Genomic DNA, 23,904 nt, shown 5'->3' on the forward strand with positions numbered 1-23,904 from the left:
GGGGGAAGACGGTATCTACGCAAACTCCTGCAAACGCCCATCCTGGCGGCACCCGAAGAGCGGCGGACGCGCGCCGCATCGGCTCAGCGGTGCTTCCACGCCGTCGGCACCGGATTGGTCACGGTGTTCTTTTCCAGGGTGTAGGTGCCGTTCTGCTGGGCGATGGCCTCGCCGGTGTCGACGATCGCGTTCTGGATGAAGACGTTCCTGTCCTCGCCACGGATGAAGGTGAGCTGATGGAAGGCGGTCTTGTTACCCCAGTCCTCGGACGGCAGCGAGATGAAGCGGATCGTGTAGGTCTGGTCGTCGAAGCTGCCCTGCAGCACGTACACGCCGTAGTGGTTCTCGCCCTGCGAAATGATCTTGTACATACCGTTGCTGTAGTAATAGATCTCCGCATCGGGGAACGGCTTCTTGTCGTACAGCTTGCGGTAGTGCAGCACCTGCTTCCAGGTGGGCTGGCCGAATCCGAGCGTCAGCGTCTTGCCATCCGCGGACGTGGTCAGGTCTTCCGCATGCGCACCAGGCACGCTCATCGCCGTCAACAGCATCGCCATCGCCATCGCTTTCACTCTCTGTCTCCTGTCCGATTGCGTGCAGCGTCCGCTTCCGCGCGACGCGCACGTCAGCGGCGACTGTACCCAGCCCAAAATGTTGCAGTACGCCAATCGGTAGCAGTTTGCGTGCGCCTGTATAGATGATCCACGGCGCAGCGGCAGGCACCGCAGCAAACCCTGATAGCATTCGTGAGCATCGACACTCAGTGCGCGCAACTATACTGACTTAGCTAGGTTGAGCGAGCGTAGTACACAGAGCGTGGCTGCCGCTACTACCCGTGGTTGACCGGGACGGAGTGATCGAGCGCATCTTTCCAAGCCAGTCACTCTTCCAATTTAAACTAAGAGAGAATCTAAATGCCTAATTGCCCTATGCAAGCTGGGTGATTTTTCTGCAGCCCTTCTTGGACTCCAAGAGCCATTCACGAACGCTTGGAGATGGATGTTATATCCCACCCCAGGCTTCCCTGAATCGAAACTTGAAACAACCTCGTTACGCAACGCTCTTTTATTGGAGCTCCGCACAAGATTAACTACCACTCGCTTTGGATCAACGACTTCATCTGGGGATCTTGGAATTTTTGCACGAGATATTCCAAAATAATCAGAAAAACCATCGTCGTCAGCAAGCAGCCAACTCTCAGCCTCATTTACGGCAAGCCGCAGTATAAATCTCTCCGACGCAGTCGGTGGCTTCCATGTAGACAGCAACTTCACTGCACATTTACCATCAGTATCAGCAATGCAAAGGACATGGCCAAGTTTTGCAAGGGAAGAATACCTGGAAATATTCTTCACTAGCTTTGTAACTCCACCGGTATCTATTGGACTTGCTTCAATATCCCAATGGAGTATTTCAGAAACCAAGCGGACTCCAAGTGCACATGTGAGAGAATCCTCGCCAATCACATAAATTGACGACATCAGAATAGCCCCATTTGCTCTATCTTATCCGGCCTCGTTTTTGGAAGCATAACTTCGGCCGCATTCAAGCCTGAATTCATTGCCTGAACTTCTTTTTTATCAGGCGACCTTGCTATTGTCCCATTATCACCTGGCTCCAGAAGTAGTACAGAGCTTGGATCAAGCACTGCCGCGATAAGGTTGTCACTATGCGTAGTAACCAAAATTTGACGCAAGAAAGCTCCCTTTTTCCGCTGTCTAAGCACCCGCTCAATCATTAATGGTATGTATTCGACAATAGCATCATTAAGCGAAAGCTCTGGCTCTTCCAGCAGAAGCATTCCATCGCCTTCTTGGAGAGCCCAAAGCAACCCTATAAGCCTCAATGTTCCATCTGAAAACTGATCTTCTCGTTGCCAAGCACCGTGCTCTCGCCAGTGCTTAAAACGTGCCTCAAGGTGTGGCGCCCCTGAGACCTCATCTTTTTTAAATTGCAATTCGGAAAACTGAGGAACCGCCACTACTAACGCTTTTCTTATCCTCTCCAGACGAGCCGCTTGTGTCTTTTGAGGCGTTCTAGCGATTCTCTGCAACAGGCCTTGTCCAAAAGGGTCATTCTCTACAACTCGACCGCTAATTTCATCCCCGTGCTTTAAGAGTTGCGGCACTAAATGCAGATAGGTCGTCGCTCCAAAAAATTCAGCCAACTCGCGAAATTCCGAGTTATTATTAATCTGTTCTATGTGAGTTTGCGTTAGACGAACTGGATCTTCCATATCCTCCTTTTCCGGACGTGATCTAATCTTCTCCCCATCCAGAAAGACAACCTCTTTCGTGATAAGTACACGCTGCGCACCTTTACCCTCAGCCTTAAATGCCAACTCATAGCGCCAACGCGGGACTTCGTCCTCGAAAGATTCAGCAACTTCAACCTCAATCCCCACTTCAGGATTTGTCCTTGCGTGAAGACTCCTTAATTTACTCAAGCCCCCGCGTTCCTTAAGAGCTTTCTGTAGACCACCACCCTCTGATTGGGCAACTGTTCTTAGAAAGCGGAAAACGTCCAAAAGATTAGATTTACCAGCTGCGTTAGCGCCTATGACATAACTACGCGGATGCAGCTCCACGTCAACATCTCGAAAATTTCTCCAGTTACGCAACCTGAGGCGAGTAATCAGCATTTAGTCTCTCCGCTACAAGAAAGCACAGCTAAGATAAGGAAATCTCGAGAAAATAACAAATTTAGCTTTTATAGTGGATGCGCGTCCAGAAACCGGCGGATCGCCGGCACCAGCACCTCGTGCTTGTCTTCCAGCACGTAGTGGTTGGCATCCTCGAAGGCCATCACCTCGGCCTGCGGCAACGCGCGGCGGAAGCCTTCCAGGAAATGATGGTCGAAGCAGATGTCGCGCAGGCCCCAGCCGATGAAGGCGGGGCGATCGGCGAACGACGGCAATGCCTGCTCGGCCCGCGCCAGCAGCGACCAGGCCTTGTCGGCCGGCGACAGCGGAATGTCCTGCATGAAACGGATCGTGGAAATGCGGTTGGCCCAATTGTCGTACGGCGCCACGTAGGCGCGACGCACAGCGGCAGGCATGCGTCGCGACACGCCCAGCCACGACGCGCCCGAAGAGAATGCATTGAACGTGCGGATGAACCACTCGCCCGGGCGCCAGTGCCGGCCCATCGCGATCTGCCACGGCATCGGCTTGGCCGCCGGCAGTGGGAACGCCGCGGTATTGGTAATGACCAGGCGCCGCACCTGCGCATGGTGCGACAGCGCCCAGCCGAAACCGATCATGCCGCCCCAGTCGTGCACCGCCAGCGTCACCGGCCCGTCGATGCGCAGATGCCGCAGCAACGCATCCAGGTCGTCCACGCGCGACTGCAGGGTGTACTCGTAGCCCGGCCGCGCGCCCGGCGCATCGTCCGGCTTGTCCGACAGGCCCATGCCGATGTGGTCGGGCACGATGCAGCGGTAGCGGTCCGACAGCCCGCTCACCAGCGTGCGCCACAGATAGCTCCACGACGGATTGCCGTGCAGCATCACCACCACCTCGCCGTCGCGCGGGCCTTCGTCGAGATAGGACATGTGCAGCCCCGGGCGGACCTGGAAGCGCTGCGGGGTGAAGGGATAGCCGGGGTAGTTCATGCGGGGCGCTTCTCGGATGGAGACAGTGGAATGTTGCATCGCTCGCGACGCTGCACCGATGGCGAAAGCGCCGTGACGTTTCAGGCGGAGGCCGTTGACTCGGCGCCGCGCCCGAGCAACTCGAACAGAGGGAGATTCACATAGTAGTTGTTGCGGCCGACTCGGCGCTTCTCCAGTACTCCGTCCTGCGCAAGGAGATCGAGATACTTGGTGGCGGTCAGACGCGAGACGCTCAGATCGCGTTGCACGAACTCCACCCGCGTGTACGGATGGTTGAACAGGTTGTTGATCAGGTCCTGACTGTAGAAACGGTAGGTCTCGCGCACGCGCTGTTTGGTCTCCTGCAACAACGCCTTGATCGCGACGATGGTGGCGACAGTTTCGGCCGCGGTGATGGCGACGGCATCGAGCATGTACAGCACCCAGTCTTCCCAGGCATCGTCTTCGCGCACCGCCTGCAACAGCCGGTAATACTCGGGCTTGGTCCGGACGATGTGCCGGCTGAGGTACAGCACCGGAATATCGAGCAGGCGCTCCTTGACTAGGTACAGCACGTTGAGGATGCGCCCGGTACGGCCATTGCCGTCGTAGAACGGATGGATACTTTCGAACTGGTGATGGATCAGCGCCATCTTCACCAGCGGATCTGCCGTGAATGGCGGTGCATCGTGAATGAAGCGCTCCAGTTCGCCCATGAGGCGGACGACATCGTCAGCGCCTTGCGGCGGTTCGTAGACCACGCGCCCCAGCCCGTCACGCAATGCCGTCCCAGGCAGTTTGCGGAAACCTGCACGATTGCATTCGAGCTGCTCCTGGATGTCGACGACTGTGTTGAGGGTCAGCAACCCCGATGTCCGCACCTGCTCGAATCCCGCACGCAGCGCCTGCCGATAACGCAGCACTTCCTTGATCGCGGTGCCGGTCGCATCGGCCGGATCGTCTTCGCGATACAGGTCATCCTGGGTGGTGACGATGTTTTCGATCGCCGAACTGTCCCGGGCTTCCTGCAGGGTCAGCGTATTGATCAGGATGTTCTGATTCGGGATGCTGGCGGCGACACCTTTCAGTTCCGCCAGACTGCGGCTGGCGATCGTGAGTCGCTTCAGGATCGCCGTGGTGTCGAAGCGGGCCGGATCCAGCTGCTGTAAGGCAGAGAGGGGCATCGAGGCCGCCACATGCAAAGAAAAGCGGAGTTTAGATGCATTTCTGCATGGACATGCATAATTTCAGAAGGAAATTATGCATGTTTGCAACAGCGTGCACCGCAGTGCATGCCTCGCTTACCAGACCACCTCGGCCATCGAGCAGTTCAAGCCCGAGCCGATGCCCATCAACGCGATCCGGTCGCCCTTCTTCAGGCGGCCCAGCTCGCGCAGCTTGCTCAGCACGATCGGCACGCTGGCCGGGCCGATGTTGCCGTATTCGCCGAAGATGGTCATGACCTTCTTCTGGTCGATCCCGAAGCTCTTCATGAAGGCCTTGGTGTGCGGAAGGCTGACCTGGTGGATGACGAACTGGTCCAGTTCGTCCACCGCCCACCCCAGCGCCTGCCGCGCGGCGGCGAAGGTCTTCTGGCCCAGCTTGAGGCCTTCGATCAGCAGCATGCGGGTGTCGGTGACCATGCGGTCCATGTTGCCCCGGCACAGGGTGTTCCACTGCGTGGCCGAGCGGGTCACGCCGCCGCGGTAGCGCGGCGCATCCGGTGCCAGGTCGGTACGCGCCATCACCATCGCCACGGCACCGCACCCCAGGGTCAGGGTCGCCATTTCGTCGCGGAAGGCGTCGGCGGTCAGGTCCTGCGAGGCCATCCGCTCCAGGGTCTTCTCGTACACCAGGTTGGCGGTCTCGCCATCGACCACCATCGCATAGTCGATATCGCCACGCTCGATCATGCGCGCCGCGATGTCCATGCCGTTGATGAAGGCCAGGCAGGCGTTGGCGACGTCGAAGGTCATGCACTGCTCGCTCACGCCCAGATTGCCGGCGACGATGCTGGCGGTGGACGGCTCCAGGTAATCGCGACTCACCGACGTGTTGACCAGCAGCCCGACCTGCCCAGCCTCGATGCCCGCATCGCCCATCGCCTTGCGCGCCGCCAGCGTCGCCACGTCGGACGCCTGCAGGTCCTGGTCCCACATGCGCCGCGCGTGGACGCCGGCGATGTCGCCGAGCACGTCGGCACGGATCCGCAGCCGGTCCAAGGTAGGCTGCAGGCGCGCGTTGATCTGCTTGGAGGTCAGCGTGTGCGGCGCGTCGATATGCGCCAGTCCCGCGATCGAGACGTTGGTGAAGAGCATCGAGGTGTACGCCAGGGTCAGGCGAGGGGGCGCCAATTCTAGCGGTTACACCGTTTTACCGCATCTTTAACAAATCCCCGGAAAGCGTATGGTCTGAGCGGTTCAGCGGCCGCTGCATTGGTAGGCGGTGAAGCGCTGGTCGCCGTCGACCGGGTCGCCCATCGCCTGCACGGTGTTGGCGCCCACGCCGGGCGCCTCGTTGCGGGCCAGGGTCTCCAGCTCCTCGCGCACCCGCAGCGGGTTGCGCTGGTAGAAGCCGACGCTGCTCTTCACCGACACCACCACCTCGCCGCGCTTCTCGCAGCCGCTGGCGGCCTGACCTGGCGGCAGGACTCGCACCCCTTTGCCTTCCGGCGCCATCGGCACCCAGGTGCAGCCGGCGAGCGTGGCGAGCAGGACGAAGGCGATCGGTAGACGCATGGACGGGCCCGTTGGCAGGTGAATCCGGATTGTGCCGCAAAACGCTGAATCGGCCATGACACCGTCGGCCCGCCGGCGCCGGCAGGCGGCGCGCGCCGGCCATCGCCGACGCGCACCTGCCGCACTCAGCGCGGCGCCGGGGCCGCCGCCGCGCCCTGCGGCACCCCGTCGGCATCGATCACGGTGACCTCGCCCAGCTTCAGCGCGCGCACCGGCGCCTCGATCTGCTTGAGGTCGCCCACCACCACCCAGGTCAAGGTGTTCGGGTCGAGCATCGACGCCGCCTCGCGCACCTGCGCCGGGGTCATCGCCTCGATCTCGGCCTTGCGCTTGAACACGTAGTCGTCGGGGCGGCCGTAGCGGACGATGCCGCCGATCGCGCCCATCACCGCGCTGGCCGTCTCGTAGGCGCCCGGCAGGCTCAGGGTCTGGATGTTGCGGATGCGTGCCACCTCCTCCGCCGTCGGCGGTGCCTTGCCGCTCGCGAAGGCGCTGATCTCCTTGTACATCTCCTGCAGCGCCGGGGCGGTCTTGTCGATCTGCACCGGGGCCGAGGCGGTCCACGGCCGCTGGCCGAGGGCGCTGGCCGCGCCGCTGCGCGCGCCGTAGGACCAATGCTTGTTCTCGCGCAGGTTCATGTTCAGGCGCGAGGTGAAGTCGCCGCCGATCACGCCATTGGCGATGTCGAAGCGGACCGCCGCCGGATCGGTGGTCGGCGGCACCAGTTCCGAGGCGAACAGGTTGGCCTGCACCGCGCCGGGCTGGTCGATCAGGTACACGCGCGGCTTGGCCGGCCGCGCCACGCGGGCCGGGACCGGCACCGACGGCGCCGTCCCTTCACCCTTCCAGTCGCCGAACTGCGCGTCCAGCAGCGGCACGATCTCGGCCAGGGTGGTGTCGCCGACCACGATCAGGGTGGCGTGCTCCGGGCGCACCCAGTCGCGGTGGAAGTCGACCAGATCCTCGCGCTGCAGGGCCGCGATCGCCGCCTCGGTGCCGATGCCGCTGAACGGCATCGCGTAGGGATGGCCGACGCCGTACAGCAGCGGCGGCAGCACCCGCATCGCCACGCCGTTGGGCTGGGCCTTCTCCTGGCGGATGCTGGCGATCCAGCTGGCGCGGACCCGTTCGATCTCGTTCGGCGCGAAGCGCGGCCGCCGCAGCATGTCCGCGTACAGCGCCAGCGACGGCGCCAGGTTCTCCTTCAGCGCCGACAGGTAGGCATTGCTGCCGTCCAGCGCAGCGCCGGCCGTCAGCGACGCCCCCAATGCCTCGGCCGCATCGGCGAACGCCAGCGCATCGCGCTCGCCGGCGCCATCGTCGAGCATGCCCATGGTGAAGTTGGCCGTCCCCGGCTTGCGCCCCTGGTCGGCGCTGTAGCCGCCCTGGAACTCGTAGCTGAACTGCACCACCGGTACCTCGTGGCGTTCGGCCAGGATCATCGTGGTGCCGTTCTTCAGCGTCGCGCGCTGCAGCGTCGGGAACGTCAGTTTCGGAAACTGGGTGGTCTTGGGCGGGCCGGCGCTGCGGTCGACCACGCTGGGCAGGGTGCGGTACTTGGGATCGACCGGCGGCGGATTCAGCGGCGCCGGTTGCACCGTCGGCTCCTCGGCCTGCGCCACGCGTTCGCCCGGCTGCACCAGCAGGGTGTAGTCGCCCTTGCCCAGCCACTTGCGGCCGACGGCGGTGAGATCGCGCGGGCGGGTGTCGGCGATGGTCGCCAGCGAGGTACGGAAGCAGCCGGGGTCGCCGGTGTACACCGCGCACTCGGCCAGCACGTCGGCCTTGCCGCCGAAGCCGCCGATGCGCTCGACGCCACGGATGAAGCCGGCGCGGAAGGCGGTCTTGGCGCGCGCCAGTTCGGCCTTGTCCGGTCCCTTGTCCAGCAGCCGGCGCAGCTCCTCGTCGATCGCCGCCTCGACCCTGGCCGGGTCCACGCCCTGCTTGACCATGGCGATGATGCCGAAGCCGGAGCCGAGCTGCGACGGCCAGACCGAGGCGCTGACCATATCCACCAGCTTGTCCTGGTGGACCAGGCGCCGGTCCAGCCGCGAAGAGGTGGCGCCGCCCAGCACCTGCGCCAGCAGTTGCAGGCGGTCGACGTCCTCGGTGCCGGTCTGCGCCACGTTCCAGACGCGATAGATCCGCGTCTGCGGCACCTTGTCGGTCATGGTCTCGCGGGTGGACTGGCTGCGCTGGGCCACGTCGACCTTGGGCTGGGCCATGCTCGGGCCGGCCGGGATGTCGCCGAAGTAGCGCGTCACCTTCTCCTTGGCCGTGGCCACGTCGATGTCGCCGGCCAGCACCAGCACCGCGTTGTTGGGACCGTACCAGGTGCGGAACCACTGCTTCACGTCGGCCAGCGAGGCCGCGTTGAGGTCGTTCATCGAGCCGATGACGGTGTGGTGGTACGGGTGGCCGGCCGGATACAGCGCGCGACTCAGCCGGCTCCAGGCCTGCCCGTAAGGCTGGTTTTCGCCCTGGCGCTTCTCGTTCTGCACCACCCCGCGCTGCTCGTCCAGCGCCGCCTGATCGATGGCGCCGAGCAGGTGGCCCATGCGGTCCGACTCCATCCACAGCGCCATGTCCAGCGCGGTGGTCGGCACGTTCTCGAAGTAATTGGTGCGGTCGCTGTTGGTGGTGCCGTTCTGGTCGGTGACGCCGACCTGCTTGAACGGCTCGAAGAACTCGCCGTGGTGGTTCTCGCTGCCCTGGAACATCAGGTGCTCGAACAGATGCGCGAACCCGGTGCGCCCGGCCGGCTCGTCCTTGGCGCCGACGTGGTACCAGAGGTTGACCGCCACGATCGGCGCCTTGCGATCGGTGTGCACCACCACCCGCAACCCATTGGGCAGGGTGAATTGCTCGTAGGCAATATCCACCGACGCGGCGGCAGCAGGCCTGGCCGCCGTCGAAGGCGGCGCGTAGCTCAATGCGCCGAGCGCGACGGACAGGGCAACGGCCAACAGGGCGCCACGCGGGCGGGTCGAGACGGTCATGCGGATTCCTTCTTCCTTGGGGCGAGTGAAACAGCCGGTGAACGCCGATCGTACCGGGCGTACTGCACGACGCGCATTCCGCCGTTGTCGCTGACGTCCTCCTTCAACGGCGTCACCTCCGACCCATCAGCGGGTCGGCTGCCGCCGCGGACGGCGCCGCGGTGTCCGCGTCCGGCGTACGCGAGCGCCCGGGTGTCCGCCCGCGGACACATCGCCAAGGAAAATTCTCATTCAAAAACAGAAACTTGGAATTGGCACGCGGTCTGCTTACACATCCTCAAGCGCAAGAGCCACCGGCATTAAGTGAATGAAAGCTTAATAAAACAACCGGGCGCAAAAAAGTTCTTGCAACCCCTGATTAGGTGTACTACTTTACTACCACACCACTGATCAACAACACCAACGAGGCCCGCCATGAAGACCACCACCCTGCTCCTGACCGCCGCCATCGCCGCCCTGTTCGCCGCGCCGTCCTTCGCCGCCGCGCAGATCACCACCCTGGAGACCGTGCAGGTGCGCCCGTCGGCCGACCAGATCGCCCAGCGCAACGTCGAGCAGACCAGCGGCATCGCCACCCTGGCGGCGGTGCAGGTGCGCCCCTCGGCCGAGCAGATCGCCCAGCGCGACGCCGAACTGTCCAGTCGCATCGCCACCCTGGCGGCGGTGCAGGTGCGGCCCTCGGCCGAGCAGCTCGCCGAGCGCAACCAGGAGCAGGCCGCCAGCCAGCACGTGGTGACCCTGGCCACCGTGCAGGTGCGTCCGGATGCGGACATGGGCAGCATGCTGGCGATCGGCGACGTGGTCGGCGAGACGCTGGACACCGCGATGCTGCAGCTGCAGCCGAGCCTGCAGAAGCTGGGCCAGGACCTGGCGGTCGGCCTGGTGCGCTGAATCGGCACCAAGGCCTCCGCGCCGGCGCGTACACTGCGCCGATGATCGCCACCCCAACGCTGCACGTTCTGCTGTACCAGCCCGAAATTCCGCCCAACACGGGCAACGTCATCCGTCTCTGCGCCAACACCGGCGCGCAACTGCACCTGATCGAGCCGCTGGGCTTCGACCTCGGCGACCGTCAGCTCAAGCGCGCCGGCCTGGATTACCACGAGTACGCACGATTGCATGTCCATGCGTCGCTGGATGCGGCCCTGCAGGCCATCGCCCCGCGCCGCCTGTTCGCCCTCAGCACCCGCAGCAGCACCCGCTACGACACGCCCGCCTTCGCCGACGGCGACGCCTTCCTGTTCGGCCCGGAAACCCGCGGCCTGCCGGACACGGTGCTGGAGCAAGTGCCCGACGCGCAGCGCCTGCGCCTGCCGATGCAGCCGCACAACCGCAGCCTCAACCTGTCCAACGCGGTCGCGGTGGTGGTGTTCGAGGCGTGGCGGCAACTGGGCTTTCCCGGCGCCGACTGAGCGTACGTCGCGCGTCGCCTGGCAACGCGCCATCCAGTGTTCTATCGCTGCATCGCTGACGCGGCACGCGCCACGGCACTGCAGGCGTCAGGACAGATCGTGCAGGTCCTTGCCCAGCACCGGCCCCAGGCTCCAGTCGGAGAAGCGGACCATCAATCCTTCCCGTTCCGGTGTGCACGTCATCGGGCCGACGAGATAGGAGGAGGCGACCGGGAATGGGCACAACCGCACCAGCGGCCAGGATTTCCCGTCGCGCGAGACCTGCAGGCGCAGCACGCCCTTGTCCACGGTGGCGCGCATCCAGAAATCCGACGCGTCCGCTTCGTACGGGCCGGTGGCCCAGTCCGAACGGCCGTCGGTCAATACGCTGCTGAGCATCGGCCGCCCATCGCTCAGTTCGATGCCGGCCTTGACCCAGCGGCGCTCGTCGACCCGCACCATGAGGCCGGCCTGATCGTAGAGCTGTTCGAACTTGCCGCGCACGCGCAATTGGCAGGTGAAGCGCGCAGGCGCGGCGATGCCGAGGAAATGCCCGCTGTCGCGGGTGAACCCGTAATGGGTTTCGCGCCAGAAATCGCCGCCCTTGTCGGTGACGACCTCGAGCACGCCGCCCGGCAGGATCCGATGGACCTTGGGCGCGTTGAGCCAGGTGCCCGCCTCCCAGCCGGAAGTTGCCCCCGCGCACGCACCGCTCGCCAGCACGACGCTGCCGGCGGCGAGCCCACCCAGGGTCGCCCGACGACCGATATCCACGTCCTGCTCCCCGGAATTCGCCATCGCACTGCTCCTCACGTCGCTGTTTCGGAGGCGCCATCGCGGCGATGGCCTTCGTCGACCTCATCGGCGAATTTGTACATCTGTACCAATTGAGGCGTCAACCGCGACCTGCGATCATCGGCTTCGTCGAGACAGCGTTGGACAGGCATGAGCGGCAGGACCTGGCGCCAGGATCCGCACCGGAAGGAAGCGATCGAGCAGGCCGCGCTGCGGGTGATCCTGGATCACGGCGTCACCGGCACCACCTTCCGCAAGGTCGCCGAGGAAGCCGGCGTTCCGCTCAGCGCCACCACCTACTATTTCGGCTCGATGCACGACCTGCTGGTCGCCGCGTTCACCCGATTTTCCCAGGAGGTGTCCGCCGACTTCGCCGCCGAAATCCGCACCGCGCAGAACCGCGACCAGGCCTGCGAGGCGGTGGTGAACATCATCTTCGCCGAGGGGACGGCGTCCCCGCGGGTGCTGCTGCTGAGCTACGAACTGTATGCGTTCGCCCGCCGGCATCCGGAGATGACCGCGATCATGCAGCAGTGGATGGCCAGGAGCCGGGCCGCCCTGGAAACGCAGTTCTCCGTCGCCGCATCCGCCGCCATCGATGCCTTCATCGAAGGCGCGACCATCCACCGCTCGGTCGTGCCCATGGACAGGCAGCGCGTGCGCGCGGCGATCGAGACGCTTGCCGCGCTGTAGCGTGCCGCTCGCACGCGGTGGGCGTCGCCACCTGCGCCGACAGTCCTGAAATTCCCTGTTGCCTGGAATGCAACGGCGCGCATCACAACAATGCATCGCGAGCGCCTGAACGGGGCGTTTAATTTATGGACTGGTCGGTTTGGGATTCAGGGCGAGTTCGGGTCGCTAACGGATAATTTACATATCGGCAGCGAACGGCCCCACGCCTCAGCGCCGACAAACCAATAACGAAGGTACCCCGATTATGAAGACCTCTCTGCTTGCTCTCGGCCTCCTGGCCACCCTGCCGTTCGCCGCTTCGGCCGCCGAAGGCCTTTCCTACAACTATGCCGAAGCCGGCTACGTCAAGACCGACGCCAGCGGCGGCGATGCCGACGGCTGGGCGGTCAAGGGTTCCTACGCGTTCCACCCGAACTTCAGCGTGTTCGGCGACTTCAACCGCCAGAAGACCGACTTTGCCGACGCACGCGTCGACCAGTGGCGCGTCGGTGCCGGCTACAACCACGAGATCGCGACCAGCACCGACTTGGTGACCCGCGTGGCCTACAACCGTTTCGCCCCGGAATACGGCACCAAGTTCAACGGCTGGAGCGCCGAAGCGGGTATCCGCACCGCGTTCAACCCGTACCTGGAAGTCTATGCCCTGGGTGGTTACGAGGACTACCTGAAGAAGGACGGCGTCAATCCGGAAGGCACCTTCTACGGCCGTCTGGGCGCCCAGGCCAAGCTGAACCAGAACTGGGGCCTGAGCGCCGACCTGAAGATGGACCGCCACGGCGACAAGGAATGGTTCGTCGGCCCGCGCTTCAGCTGGTAAGCGTTGCCTAGCGCCGCGCGCGTCGTCTCTCTCTCCCGCCGCGCGCGGTTCGGAAAGCCCGGTCCCACGACCGGGCTTTTTTTTGCCTGCCGATCCGGCTCATCGCTGACCCACGGATATGCAGACACGCAAACGCCCGGCCAGGCCGGGCGCTTTCGTGTCCGGCGGCAGCCGGATCAACTGAACAAGGTGGTCGGGTACTCGGGCTTCTGTTCGCGCGCCAGCAGCTGCTGCAGGCCGACCGCCGGGGTCAGCTCGCCATGCAGGACCGCGCGCACCGCGTTGGAGATCGGCAGATCGATGCCGTGGCGCTCGGCCTGGCGCATCACCTCGTCGGCGGTCTGCACCGACTCGACCACCTGACCGATCGCGCGCACCGCCTCCTGCAGCGGTTGCCCACGGCCCAGCGCCAGGCCCAGCCGACGGTTGCGCGAGAGGTCGCCGGTACAGGTGAGCACCAGGTCGCCGAGTCCGGCCAGCCCCATCAGGGTTTCCGGCTTGGCGCCGATCGCCGCGGCCAGCCGCAGCATCTCGTTGAGGCCGCGGGTGATCAGGCCGGCACGGGCGTTGAGGCCCAGTTCCATGCCGTCGGCCACACCGGTGGCCACCGCCAGCACGTTCTTCATCGCCCCGCCCAGCTCGGCGCCGACCATGTCGTCGCCGGTATAGGCGCGGAAGGTCGGGCCGTGCATCGCATCGGCGACCTGCTGGGCGAACGCGGCATCGCCGTGCACGGTCACCGCGGTCGGCAGGTCCAGGGCCACTTCCTTGGCGAAGGACGGACCGGTGACCACCGCCAACGGGACCTCCTCGCCGAGGATCTCCTGCGCCACTTCATGCAGGAAACGCCCCGACCCGGGCTCGAAACCCTTGGTCGCCCAGGCCACGCCGGCCTGCGCCGGGCGCAGCGGCGCGATCTGGCGCAGGGTTTCGGTGAACGCATGCGACGGCACCACCACCAGGATCCAGTCGGCGCCATCGATGGCCGCCGCCAGGTCGGTGGTGGCCTGCAAGCCCTCCGGCAACGCGATCCCCGGCAGGTAGCGCGGGTTTTCGTGGCGCTGCCCGATGGCCTCGGCGACCACGGCATCGCGGCCCCACAGCACGGTCGGATACCCGTGCCGTGCGGTCAGCGACGCCAGCGCCGTGCCCCAGGAGCCGGCGCCGAGGACGGCGATCTTCTTCTTGGCGTTATCGCGCATGCGCAACGGCGAACGCGCTCAGGCGTTGCCGGCCGGCTCCGAATCGGCCAGCGACTGGCCCTCGCCCTGCTGCGCGCGCTGGCGCAGGGTCTCGGCGTACAGGGCCTCGAAGTTGATCGGCTGCAGGAAGAACGGCGGGAAGCCGCCGGCCTGGATCAGGTCGCTGACCAGCGAGCGCACGTACGGGAACAGGATGCTCGGGCACTGGGTGCCGAGCAGCACGTCCACCGCCTGCGGGTCCAGGCCGACCAGGCCGAACACGCCGGCCTGCTGCACTTCGGCCACGTAGGCGGTCTTGCCGCCGGCGGTGCAGGTCAGGGTCACGGCCAGCACGACTTCGAAGGCCTGCTCGTTCAGCTGCTGCACGCGCTGGTTGAGGTTGAGCTGCAGTTCCGGCTGCGCGTTGTCGTTGAACACCGACGGCGCGTTGGGGGACTCGAAGGACACGTCCTTGACGTAGATCTTCTCGATGGTGAAAGCGGGACCGGCCGCGGCGTCGGCCGGCGCCGCGGCGCCGTTGTTGGTGAGGTCGGACATTGCTTGACTCCGGTGGATTCGGTAACAGAAAGAAACGGGATTATCACACGCCGGCCGCGACCCTCGAGGTCGGACCGGACGCGGTGTCTCAGCGGCCCTTGACCAGCGGCAGCTCGGCCTGCTGCCAGGCGGCGATGCCGCCCTCGAGCACGTAGACCTGCTCGAAGCCGGCCTTCTTCAACTGCTTGGCGGCGCCGTCGGCGGTGGTGCCGGTGCGGCAGACCAGCACGACCGGCTGCGCCTTGGCGTTGGCAACCAGCTTGTGCTCGGGGCCGAACTGGCTGGCGGTGGCGTTGCGGCTGCCGGCGATGTGGCCCTTCTCGAAATCGGCCGAGGCCGACAGGTCGACCACCACCGCGTTGCCGGCGTTGATCAGGCGGGTCAGCTCGGCCGGCCGCAGGCTCTTGTAGCCACGGAACAGGCGCGCCACTTCGGTGACGATCAGGGCGATGGTCAGGCCCACCAGGGCCAGGGCCAGCATCGGGTTGCGGCCGGCGAAGGCCAGCAGTTCTTCGAAGTTCACGGGACTCGGGGGCTGGAAGCGGGCGCCGATTGTCGCACAGCTCGGCGACCGCGCTACTGGCCGTTCCACAGGTCCGGCAGGCCGTCCTGCAGCCACCAGGTCTTGGCCTCGGGGTCCCAGCGCCAACGCTCGCGGTAGCGGACGATGCGCTCGGCCTGGGTATTGCGGTTGATCACGCCCAGTTCGATCTCGCGCAGCGCCTCGCCGTCGCCGACCGCGCCGCCGCCGACCTTGTAGGAGGAGACCTGGATCTGCCGGTAGCGCTCCAGTTGCAGGTCGGTCAGCGGATGCGCCTGGCGGTAGGCCGGGTCGACCACCTGCCAGGCGGTCTCGAACTCGCTCCAGCGCACCGCCGCGGCGTAGGCGGTCTGCAGATCGTCGAGCTTGCGCTGTTGCGCGCGGCTGCCGGCCACGGCCGCGCCGGTCCAGCCCAGCAGCAACAGCAGCGCGAGCGCGCGGAACATCGAGGGCATGGCGGCGTCCAGGTGGCGGCGCGCGGGGCGCGCGATCCGCGCATCCTACCCCTTGGCGAGGGCCACGAAGCGACCGCTCAGGGTCGCCGCCGCTGCCGCGCCGGGCGCGCCGACCTGGGCCTGGATGCCGATGCGGGCGCGGCCGCGCTGGCGGAAGGTATTCACGAACACGTCCCAGTCGCCCTCCGCGTCGGCATTGGCCTGGGCATGCAGATCGGCGTACAGCGGCGACAGGTAGCGCACCTGGCTGTCGGCGACGTAGACGTCGGCCTGCAGGCCGGCGCGGTGCAGCTCGCAGTTGACCAGCCCCCAGCCGGCCAGGGTCATCACCGAGCCCAGGCTGCCGCCGAAGGCGTTGCCCTTGTCGTTGAGGTTGGCCGCCAGCGGTGCGACCAGCTGCAGGCGCTGCTCGGCATACTCGTGCACGGCGACCTGCAGCGCCGCCACCGGCGGCATGGCCTGGAACTGCCGTTGCAACTGCTGCAGGAACGCCTCGAGGGAAAGATCCGCTGCCATGGTGCGATTGTGCTGCCGGTGGGGGCTCGCATAATGCCTGGCATGAGCGCGCATGCAACCGCCGCCCCGGCCTGGACCTTGATCTCGCTGCGCCCGCAGGGCGAGCACGCACCGCTGCGGCGGGCCGCGGCGCGCTGTGGCGCACGGGTGCTGGCGGTGTCGCCGTGGCGGCTGCGGCCGCGCGCCGATCCCGCCACCCGCGCGGCCCTGGCCGCGGCGCTGGCTGCGCCACGGGTCATCGTCAGCAGCCCGGCGGCGGTGCGCGCGGCCGCGGCGCTGCAGCCGCTGGCGGCACGCCCCGGCCAGTGCTGGCTGGCAGTGGGCGCAGGCACGGCGCGCGCCTTGCGCCAGCACGGCATCGCCGAGGTGGCGACGCCGGCGCGGATGGACAGCGACGGCCTGCTGGCGCTGCCGGAAATGTCCGCGCACGACCTGCCGGTGGGACTGATCACCGCCCCCGGCGGCCGCGGCCTGATCGCCGCACACCTGCAGGCGCGCGGCACCCCGCTGCTGCGCGCGGACGTGTACGTGCGCGAACCGGTACGGCTGCGCGCGGCCGACCTGGCCCGCCTGCGTGCGGCGCCGCCCGGCGTGCTGGCGCTGAGCAGCGGGGAAGCGCTACAGCAACTGCTGGCGCAGCTGCCGGAAGAACTGGCGCAGGCTTGGCGCACGCGTCCGGTCGTCGCAGCCAGCGCACGCCTGGCCACCCTGGCCGTGGACCTGGGCTTCGTCGACGTCGCGCAGGCGGCCGGGCCGATGCCGCAGCAGTTGGTCGCCGCAGCGGCCGCGATCGTAACGCGCTCGCCACCTCGCTGAACGCGGACCGCCGCCCGGCTTGCGGCCGCAGTGCCGCTCACGCCATGCTCCGGCGGTGCCGCGCCGACCGCCGCCTTGCTCGCGACGGGCGACGGTCCCCAGGACGCTGCCGATGACCGACGAAATCCCGATCACGCCTCGCCGTTCCACACGCTGGATCTGGTTGCTGCTGGTGCTCGCCACGCTGGCCGCGCTGGCGTTCGCCGGCTGGCGTGGCTGGGACTGGTGGCAGGCGCGCAGCGCGCGCGAACTGGCCCAGCAGTCGGACCTGCAGCAGCAACTGCAGGCCTTGCAGCAGGCCCAGGACAGCCTGCGCCGCGACCAGCGCGCCACCGCGCAGCGGCTGCAGGACGCGGCCAGCACCAACCGCGTGCTGCGCGACGAAATGCTCGGCCTGAGCCAGCGCAGCGCGCTGCTGGAGGCCAATGTCGCCAAGCTCGCCGATTCCAACCGTCACGGCGCGCAGGCGCTGCGCCTGGACGAGGTCGAACTGCTGCTCAACCAGGGCCAGCAGCGCCTGCTGCTGGCCGGTGATGCGGCCGGCGCGCGGCGTGCCTACGCGCTGGCCAGCGGTGTGCTGGACGGCATCGACGATCCGCAATTCCTCAACCTGCGCCAGGCGCTGTTGCAGGAACGCACCGCGCTGGACGCGCTGGGCGACGGGCCGCAGGCACGCCTGGCGGCGCAACTGGATGCCTTCGCCGCCAGCCTGGACAAGCTGCCGACGCAATTGCCGGAGAGCGCACAGCAGCCGCTGTGGCAGCGCCTGCTGGCGCCGCTGGTGAAGATCCGCCCCTCGCAGGGCGGCGTCCTGGCCGCCGGCTCGGAGCGCGTGGCCGCCCACGACGCGCTGCAGCTCGACCTGACCCTGGCGCGCGCGGCGCTGGAACGCGGCGACACGCGTGGCTATCGCAGCGCCCTGGCCGGCGCCGGGCGCTGGCTGTCGCGGCTGTGGCCGGAGTCGCCGCAACTGCGCGAACGCCGCGCCGCGCTGCGCACCCTGGCCAATGCCGATCTGCGCCCGACCATTCCCGAACTCGGAACCACCCTGCAACAGTTGCGCGCGATGCGCGACGCAAGGAGCCCGTCATGAAATCCCTCCGTTCCCTGATCGTGCTGTTGATCGTCATCGCGCTGGGCGTGATCGGTGCGCAATGGCTGGGGCAGGACCAGGTGCGCCAGCTCGGCGAGGTGATCGTGCGCGTCGGCGGCACCGACTACATCGCCTCGCTGCCGCAGGCCTCGCTGCTGCTGGTGATCGCGTTCCTGGCGCTGTGGCTGGTGTGGAACGTGCTCAGCTTCCCGTTCCGCGCCTGGGGCCGGCGCCGCCGCAAGCAGTCGCGTGCGCGCCTGCTCGACGGCCTGGCCGCCGCCCACGCCGGCCAGTGGACACGGGCCGAGAAGCAGCTCAACGCCGCCGCCGAAGACCCCGAGGTGAGCGCCATAGCCCTGATCGCCGCGGTGCGCGCGGCCGATGCGCGCGGCGACCGCGAGGCGACCGAGCGCCACCTGCGGCGCCTGGCCGAACGCGATCCCGCCGCGCATGCACTGCTGCTGGCCGAACTGCATCTGGAGCAGCAGCGCCCGGTCGATGCGATCAATGCGCTGGACGTGGCCGCGGCGCAGCCGCTGCCGCCGCGCGGGCTGTTGCTGCGCACCGAGGCACTGACCCGCATCGGTCGTGCCGGCGAGGCCTACGGCCAGCTCGGCGCGATCCGCCAGCAGCAGGCGCTGCCGCTGGAGGCGATCGCCACGCTGGAAACGCGCCTGGCCGCGGCCTCGCTGGACCAGGCCGCCGATGCCAATGCCCTGGCCGAGCGCTGGGAGAGCCTGCCCAAATCGCTGCGCAGCGAGCCGGCGGTGGTCGCCGCCTACGCGGTGCGGGCGGCCGCCCTGCGCTGGGACGATGCGGCGCTGCGCAGCCTGGAGCAGGCGCTGGACACGCGCTGGGACGAAGGCCTGGCCGCGCTGTACGGGCGCCTGCCGGTGGAGAAGTACGATTCGCGCCGCGCCAGCGCGCAGCGCTGGCTGCAGGCGCATCCGGACAGCCCGGCGCTGCTGCTGACCCTGGCGCGTCTGGCCAGCCGCCAGCAGCAGTGGCCGCAGGCGGAGGAATTCCTGCACCGCGCGCTGGCGCTGGGTGCGGGCGCCGAGGCCTGGGAGGTGTTCGGCGACGGCTATGCCGACGCCGGCGACATGCTCGCGGCGCAGCGCTGCTACGCCAATGCGCTGCGCGTGCAGCGCGGCGACATCGCGCAGCCGCTGCCCGAGCCGGTCGCGCCGGTGACCCCGATCGCGCCGGCGCCGGACAGCACGGAACGCCGCGACGACCATGGGTTCCCGCGGCTGGAGGGTTGAGTCCGTCCCGGTGTTGTCAGAGATGGCCGAGCCTGCAAGACCAGGCCGGGCACGCTGATCCGCGGCGAAAGCGCGTCATGGCTGCTTCCGGACGCGGCAGCGCACGCGCATCGCTCCTGCGCCGATCAGCGAAGAGGAGCACGGCAGAACGCATGGGCCGCGTCGTGTGCCCAGGCCGGCGGCGCGCCGGTCATCGCATCCGAAGGTAGGCCGGCCTTGCGGCCGCTCAGCGCCGCAAGGCCGGCGGCAGCGCCGGCAGGCGCGCCAGGAACGCGGGCGCCAGGCCCTTGTAGCGCGCGTAGCGCTCGTCCATGCGCCGCGGCACCAGGATGCGCGCGCCGAACATGCCCCAGATCAGCATGACCAGGAACACGGCGCCTCCCAGCCAGAACCCGCTCTCGCCGCCGACGGCGAATCCCAGCAGCGGGCCAACCAGGAAGGCACCGGCGATCAACAGGATGTACCGGTTGCGCCGACGCCGATGCGCCGCGCACATCCCGAGCACATGGCTGCTGCGCTTGCGCGCGACCAGCGCCGCGATCGCATAGACCAGGATGCTCACCAGGATCAGCGCGTACCAGCCCGGCGCGTGCCAGTAGAAGGTGCGCTTCTTGAGTTCGTCGTTGCCCAGCGCCGCCCCGCACTTCACGCAATGCGGCGGGAACGGCGCATCGCGCAGGCACAGCAAATCCGTGCCATCGCGCCACAACGTCTCGCCCGGCAACGGCGGCGGCAGGCTGGACGGACTGGCGACGCTGGGCGCCTGGTACGGATTGAAACTGCCCTGCTCGGTCATGGCCTGCGCCCCCTGCGCGCCGTGTCGCCCGCGTGACGCAGGCGAATCGGCGGGCATGGTAGCGCGACGGATGCGACGCGGTCAGCGCCGGGGCGGCGCCGCAGGGCCGAAGGCCGTGGCGCGGCGCACGCCGGCACGAGTGCCAGCGCGCGGTGATGCTCAGCGTTCGACGATCGCCACCACGCCCATGCCGCCGGCGGTGCAGATGGAGATCAGCGCGCGGCCGCCGCCGCGTTCGACCAGTTGCTTGGCGACGGTGGCGACGATGCGCGCGCCGGTCGCGGCGAACGGATGGCCGGTGGCCAGCGACGAGCCCACCGGATTGATCTTGGCCGGATCGATCTGCCCCAGCGGCGCATCCAGGCCCAGCCGGGTGCGACAGTAGTCCTCGCTCTCCCAGGCACGCAGGGTGCACAGCACCTGCGCGGCGAAGGCCTCGTGGATCTCGTAGATGTCGAAGTCCTGCAGGCGCAGGCCGTGGCGCTTGAGCATCTCCGGCACGGCCACGGTCGGCGCCATCAGCAGGCCTTCGCCGTGCACGAAATCCACCGCCGACACCTGCGCATCGCGCAGATAGGCCATCGGCACGTGGCCATGCGCCTGCGCCCATTCTTCCGAGGCCAGCAACACCGCGGCGGCGCCGTCGGTCAGCGGGGTCGAGTTGGCCGCGGTCAGGGTGCCGCGGCCGCTGACCTTGTCGAAGGCCGGCTTCAGCGTGGCCAGCTTCTCCAGCGAGGTATCCGCGCGCAGGATGTTGTCGCGCTCAACGCCGCGGAACGGCGCGATCAGGTCGGCGAAGAAGCCGCGCTCGTAGGCGGCGGCCAGCTTGTGGTGCGAGGACACCGCCCAGGCGTCCTGCGAATCGCGCGAGATGTTCCACTGCTTGGCCATGTCCTCGCAGTGGTCGCCCATGCTCTTGCCGGTGCGCGGCTCGGCCACGCCCGGGAACTCAGGCTTGAGCTCGGCGAACTTGAAGCCGCGGGTCAGCGCGCGCAGCTTGTCGCCGGTGCTCTTGGCGCGGTTGGCCGCCAGCAGGCGCGCGCGCAGTTTCTTGCCGTAGACGATCGGCACTTCGGAGGTGGTGTCCGAGCCGCCGCCGATGCCCGACTCGATCTGCCCCAGCGCGATCTTGTTGGCGACGGTGATGATGCTGTCCAGGCTGGTGCCGCAGGCGCGTTGCAGGGTGATGCCCGGAGTCAGCGGCGACAGCCCGGAGGACAGCGCCGCCTCGCGGCCCAGGTTCCAGTCGCTGGAATGTTTGATCACCGCGCCCATCGCCACTTCGCCCAGCTGCTGCCCGTGCAGCCCGTAACGCTCGACCAGCGCGCCCAGCGTGCGCACCGACATGCCGAGGTTCCCGACATCCGCATACGCCGTGTTCTGCCGGCAAAACGGAATGCGGACGCCGCCGAGAATGGCGACGGGACGGGCTGCTGGCATGGGATTACCTCGCGCGAGGGGAGTCGGGGACATGGCCTGCACGGTAGCGCAGGCATAATGAAGCGAGTGTAGCTATGCGCCCGCGACGGGCCAACCGCCAATCCCATGACCCAAGCCTCCGCCACTCGCCACGCCCACGGGGTCATCGCCCTGGAATTGTCCTCCGGGCGCGAACCGGCGCACCCGGCGCTGCCGCATGCGCAGGCCGCCGAACTGGCCGAGAAGGTCGGCCGCGACCTGGCGCAACTGGTGCCGGCGGTGCGCGAACTGGAACTGAGCCTGGCCGGCGCGCATTTCGACCCGGCCGAAGCGTTGCGTCCGGGCTGGCCGCTGCACCGGCGCCTGGAGGAACTCGCCGCCCGCGCGCCCGGCCGCGCCGAAGGCCCGCGGTTGCTGGCCTTCGGCACCGATGCCGACGGCAGCGTGCCGCTGCCGTTCCAGGCCGACGCCGGCCTGCGCGGCGGCGCATTGCGGGTGGTGCCGTTCCTGCTCAGCGGCCCGGCCGACACCGTGCAGTCCGTGGCCGAGGCATTGGAGGACGTGTTGCTGGCGCAGGGCATGGCGCAGGCCGATACCGCGCTGCTCGCGCAGAAGGGCTTTGGCGCGGAGATCGAGCACGCCCGCTACCTGACCGGCCATGACCTGGCGGCGATGATGTCCATGCAGTACGACAACCAGGGTCTGGCACCGCTGTGGCCGCTGATCGAGACCGCGCTGCTGGCGCCGGACCAGGAAGAATGGCTGCAGGCCCCGCCCGAGCCGCTGCTGCGCTACCGCGAAGGCGAGGTGCGCATGGCGCTGTTCGACCCGGCCAGCTGGTGCGCGCACTACGCCTACGACCGCCAGGACTGCGAGCGCCTGCAGCGGGTCTATGAGCAATACCTGGCGCGCCAGCGACAACTGGCCGCGGTACTCGAGGCCCACGGCCTGCCGGTGCTGTACGTGCATTGCGAGAGCGGGCAGGACGCCAAGCAGGCGTTGCTGGCGGCCTGAGCCGCGTCGGCACTTCCACTGGCTTGCGCCGCTCGACCGGAGCAAGCGGGCCAGCGGTGGCATGCGGGCAGGCGCGCGTTGCAGAGAGACCGCGATGCCGGGCTGACGCGGCAACAGGCGGTCGCAACGGCATGTCGCAGCATCCGCGGCGCTGCCCTGGCATCGCAGGGTTGCAGCAGTGCAGACGAACTTGATTTCCAGCGGGGACATCCATGCACACCGTGTTGACCGTGGAAGCGCTGTGCGCACGGCAGCAGGCGGGCGAACCCCTCAAGTTCGTCCACTTCTGGGGGCATACGCCGAGGCAGCCCGGCGCCATCGACCGCAGTTGTTTCAGCCAATGGTTCGAGGCGCCCTTCGTGCTCGATTCGGTGACCTACCCCACCGCCGAGCATTACATGATGGCCGGCAAGGCGCGGCTGTTCGGCGACCATGCCGCCTGTGCCCGCATTCTGGCCGCCGCGCATCCCGGAGAAGCCAAGGCGATCGGGCGGGAGATCCAGGGTTTCGATGAATCCACCTGGCGCGATGCCCGCATGCAGTTGGTCATCGCGGGCAACCTGGGCAAATTCGGCCAGCACGCGGCGCTGAAGACCTTCCTGCTCGGGACCGGCGACAGGGTGCTGGTCGAAGCCAGTCCGGTCGACCGGATCTGGGGCATCGGCCTGGCGGCGGACGACCCGCGCGCCGCCGATCCCACGACGTGGCAGGGCGAGAACCTGCTGGGCTTCGCCCTGATGGAGGTCCGCCGGCGACTGGCGGAATCAGATCCTCGCTGAGCGCGACACACGATGCCGCTCTGCTTCATGCAGCCTCGATCCGACGCCACTGGAGCCACTTTCCGGATATCAGCGGATCCAGGAAGCGAAAGACAGCGGCGCCCGCAACACGGACGCCGCCATCACGAACGTCATCCAGCGTGCACTTACTGCGCCGGCGCAGCCGCCGCATCGCCCTTGATCACGCCGCAGGCCAGGCGGCCGCCGGCGTTGCCGGTGGGCTGGCTCTTGTAGTCGTCCGGGTCGGCGTGGACGATCACCGCGTGGTTGAGGATGTCGAAGCCGTCGCCCTTGCCGATGTTGACGTTGTTGGACACCGCCGCATCGATGGTCGCCTTGCCCTCGGCGTCGGCCTTGAGATTGGGCATGTCGCCGCCGTGGTGCGGATCGCTGCCGACTTGGCCGTGCTCGGTCTTGGCCGGGTTGAAGTGGCCGCCGGCGCTGCTG

The 23,904-nt window shown here is 67.3% G+C and carries 26 protein-coding genes; 9 read left to right on the forward strand and 17 right to left on the reverse strand.

Annotated features, from left to right (window positions below):
* Positions 1-83: 83 nt before the first annotated feature.
* The 8 genes from CEK66_RS12565 to CEK66_RS12600 form a co-directional block, all read right to left on the reverse strand.
* Positions 84-563 carry a hypothetical protein gene (locus tag CEK66_RS12565; RefSeq protein ID WP_152237157.1) on the reverse strand — a complete coding sequence of 160 codons (480 nt, stop codon included), beginning with the start codon at positions 561-563 and terminating at the stop codon, positions 84-86.
* Positions 564-893: 330 nt separating this feature from the next.
* Entirely contained in the window at positions 894-1,424 is a 531-nt protein-coding gene (locus CEK66_RS12570) for a hypothetical protein (RefSeq protein WP_152237145.1), read from the reverse strand.
* 56 nt (positions 1,425-1,480) lie between these two features.
* The gene (locus tag CEK66_RS12575; RefSeq protein ID WP_152237146.1) at positions 1,481-2,641 is read right to left on the reverse strand and encodes an ATP-binding protein; all 1,161 of its coding nucleotides are present in this window, start codon (positions 2,639-2,641) and stop codon (positions 1,481-1,483) included.
* 68 nt (positions 2,642-2,709) lie between these two features.
* The gene (locus CEK66_RS12580) at positions 2,710-3,612 is read right to left on the reverse strand and encodes an alpha/beta fold hydrolase (protein ID WP_152237147.1); all 903 of its coding nucleotides are present in this window, start codon (positions 3,610-3,612) and stop codon (positions 2,710-2,712) included.
* An 80-nt stretch (positions 3,613-3,692) separates the two neighbouring features.
* Entirely contained in the window at positions 3,693-4,775 is a 1,083-nt protein-coding gene (locus tag CEK66_RS12585) for a Fic family protein (protein WP_152237148.1), read from the reverse strand.
* 117 nt (positions 4,776-4,892) lie between these two features.
* A complete protein-coding gene (locus tag CEK66_RS12590; RefSeq protein WP_017907736.1) occupies positions 4,893-5,909 on the reverse strand; it encodes a 3-oxoacyl-ACP synthase III in 1,017 nt (338 codons plus the stop codon).
* Between the two features lie 102 nt (positions 5,910-6,011).
* Complete coding sequence (locus CEK66_RS12595) at positions 6,012-6,329, reverse strand: DUF4156 domain-containing protein (protein WP_152237149.1); 318 nt, start codon at positions 6,327-6,329, stop codon at positions 6,012-6,014.
* Between the two features lie 125 nt (positions 6,330-6,454).
* Entirely contained in the window at positions 6,455-9,328 is a 2,874-nt protein-coding gene (locus CEK66_RS12600; RefSeq protein WP_152237150.1) for a pitrilysin family protein, read from the reverse strand.
* A gap of 414 nt (positions 9,329-9,742) precedes the next feature.
* Here CEK66_RS12600 and CEK66_RS12605 point away from each other — a divergent pair, with 414 nt between their 5' ends.
* Both CEK66_RS12605 and trmL read left to right on the forward strand, forming a co-directional pair.
* Positions 9,743-10,219, forward strand: a complete 477-nt coding sequence (locus tag CEK66_RS12605) for a hypothetical protein (RefSeq protein ID WP_043094087.1) — start codon at positions 9,743-9,745, stop codon at positions 10,217-10,219.
* Positions 10,220-10,263: 44 nt separating this feature from the next.
* Positions 10,264-10,740 carry a tRNA (uridine(34)/cytosine(34)/5-carboxymethylaminomethyluridine(34)-2'-O)-methyltransferase TrmL gene (gene trmL, locus CEK66_RS12610; RefSeq protein ID WP_193312648.1) on the forward strand — a complete coding sequence of 159 codons (477 nt, stop codon included), beginning with the start codon at positions 10,264-10,266 and terminating at the stop codon, positions 10,738-10,740.
* A gap of 87 nt (positions 10,741-10,827) precedes the next feature.
* Here trmL and CEK66_RS12615 read toward each other — a convergent pair whose 3' ends face one another.
* Positions 10,828-11,517, reverse strand: coding sequence for a DUF1349 domain-containing protein (locus tag CEK66_RS12615; protein ID WP_152237151.1), 690 nt, complete (start codon positions 11,515-11,517; stop codon positions 10,828-10,830).
* 147 nt (positions 11,518-11,664) lie between these two features.
* Here CEK66_RS12615 and CEK66_RS12620 point away from each other — a divergent pair, with 147 nt between their 5' ends.
* Both CEK66_RS12620 and CEK66_RS12625 read left to right on the forward strand, forming a co-directional pair.
* Positions 11,665-12,207 (forward strand): TetR family transcriptional regulator, encoded by a 543-nt coding sequence (locus CEK66_RS12620; RefSeq protein ID WP_152182519.1) that lies wholly within the window; start codon positions 11,665-11,667, stop codon positions 12,205-12,207.
* Between the two features lie 244 nt (positions 12,208-12,451).
* The gene (locus tag CEK66_RS12625; RefSeq protein WP_017907743.1) at positions 12,452-13,024 is read left to right on the forward strand and encodes an Ax21 family protein; all 573 of its coding nucleotides are present in this window, start codon (positions 12,452-12,454) and stop codon (positions 13,022-13,024) included.
* A 176-nt stretch (positions 13,025-13,200) separates the two neighbouring features.
* On the opposite strand, the gene CEK66_RS12630 is transcribed toward CEK66_RS12625, so the two are convergent.
* The 5 genes from CEK66_RS12630 to CEK66_RS12650 form a co-directional block, all read right to left on the reverse strand.
* On the reverse strand, positions 13,201-14,226 hold the full coding sequence (locus tag CEK66_RS12630; protein WP_152237152.1) for an NAD(P)H-dependent glycerol-3-phosphate dehydrogenase: 1,026 nt from the start codon (positions 14,224-14,226) through the stop codon (positions 13,201-13,203).
* A gap of 18 nt (positions 14,227-14,244) precedes the next feature.
* Positions 14,245-14,763, reverse strand: a complete 519-nt coding sequence (secB, locus tag CEK66_RS12635; RefSeq protein WP_017907745.1) for a protein-export chaperone SecB — start codon at positions 14,761-14,763, stop codon at positions 14,245-14,247.
* Positions 14,764-14,851: 88 nt separating this feature from the next.
* A complete protein-coding gene (locus CEK66_RS12640; RefSeq protein WP_017907746.1) occupies positions 14,852-15,286 on the reverse strand; it encodes a rhodanese-like domain-containing protein in 435 nt (144 codons plus the stop codon).
* Between the two features lie 53 nt (positions 15,287-15,339).
* Positions 15,340-15,759 carry a hypothetical protein gene (locus tag CEK66_RS12645; protein ID WP_026144149.1) on the reverse strand — a complete coding sequence of 140 codons (420 nt, stop codon included), beginning with the start codon at positions 15,757-15,759 and terminating at the stop codon, positions 15,340-15,342.
* 45 nt (positions 15,760-15,804) lie between these two features.
* Positions 15,805-16,275, reverse strand: coding sequence for a YiiD C-terminal domain-containing protein (locus tag CEK66_RS12650; RefSeq protein WP_152237153.1), 471 nt, complete (start codon positions 16,273-16,275; stop codon positions 15,805-15,807).
* 42 nt (positions 16,276-16,317) lie between these two features.
* On the opposite strand from CEK66_RS12650, the gene CEK66_RS12655 reads away from it, so the two are divergent.
* From CEK66_RS12655 to CEK66_RS12665, 3 genes are all read left to right on the forward strand, one after another.
* Positions 16,318-17,091: a uroporphyrinogen-III synthase gene (locus CEK66_RS12655; RefSeq protein ID WP_152237154.1), complete on the forward strand. Its 774-nt coding sequence runs from the start codon at positions 16,318-16,320 to the stop codon at positions 17,089-17,091.
* A gap of 112 nt (positions 17,092-17,203) precedes the next feature.
* Positions 17,204-18,184 carry a uroporphyrinogen-III C-methyltransferase gene (locus CEK66_RS12660; RefSeq protein ID WP_017908650.1) on the forward strand — a complete coding sequence of 327 codons (981 nt, stop codon included), beginning with the start codon at positions 17,204-17,206 and terminating at the stop codon, positions 18,182-18,184.
* Positions 18,181-19,449: a heme biosynthesis HemY N-terminal domain-containing protein gene (locus CEK66_RS12665; RefSeq protein WP_017908649.1), complete on the forward strand. Its 1,269-nt coding sequence runs from the start codon at positions 18,181-18,183 to the stop codon at positions 19,447-19,449. The genes CEK66_RS12660 and CEK66_RS12665 overlap by 4 nt, the downstream gene beginning before the upstream one ends.
* A 226-nt stretch (positions 19,450-19,675) precedes the next feature.
* Here the strand turns inward: CEK66_RS12665 and CEK66_RS12670 are convergent, their stop codons facing one another.
* Both CEK66_RS12670 and CEK66_RS12675 read right to left on the reverse strand, forming a co-directional pair.
* Positions 19,676-20,245: a hypothetical protein gene (locus CEK66_RS12670; protein ID WP_148830358.1), complete on the reverse strand. Its 570-nt coding sequence runs from the start codon at positions 20,243-20,245 to the stop codon at positions 19,676-19,678.
* Positions 20,246-20,404: 159 nt separating this feature from the next.
* Positions 20,405-21,685 carry an acetyl-CoA C-acetyltransferase gene (locus CEK66_RS12675; RefSeq protein ID WP_026143786.1) on the reverse strand — a complete coding sequence of 427 codons (1,281 nt, stop codon included), beginning with the start codon at positions 21,683-21,685 and terminating at the stop codon, positions 20,405-20,407.
* A gap of 105 nt (positions 21,686-21,790) precedes the next feature.
* On the opposite strand from CEK66_RS12675, the gene CEK66_RS12680 reads away from it, so the two are divergent.
* Together CEK66_RS12680 and CEK66_RS12685 are read left to right on the forward strand one after the other, a co-directional pair.
* Positions 21,791-22,678, forward strand: a complete 888-nt coding sequence (locus tag CEK66_RS12680) for a hypothetical protein (protein ID WP_152237155.1) — start codon at positions 21,791-21,793, stop codon at positions 22,676-22,678.
* A 212-nt stretch (positions 22,679-22,890) separates the two neighbouring features.
* Positions 22,891-23,457 carry an NADAR family protein gene (locus CEK66_RS12685; RefSeq protein ID WP_152237156.1) on the forward strand — a complete coding sequence of 189 codons (567 nt, stop codon included), beginning with the start codon at positions 22,891-22,893 and terminating at the stop codon, positions 23,455-23,457.
* Between the two features lie 146 nt (positions 23,458-23,603).
* On the opposite strand, the gene CEK66_RS12690 is transcribed toward CEK66_RS12685, so the two are convergent.
* Positions 23,604-23,904 (reverse strand): superoxide dismutase family protein (locus tag CEK66_RS12690; RefSeq protein WP_193312647.1); only part of this gene is annotated, 301 nt, incomplete at its 5' end.

The organism is Xanthomonas sp. LMG 12460, from assembly GCF_009192895.1.
Lineage (GTDB): Bacteria > Pseudomonadota > Gammaproteobacteria > Xanthomonadales > Xanthomonadaceae > Xanthomonas_A > Xanthomonas_A sontii.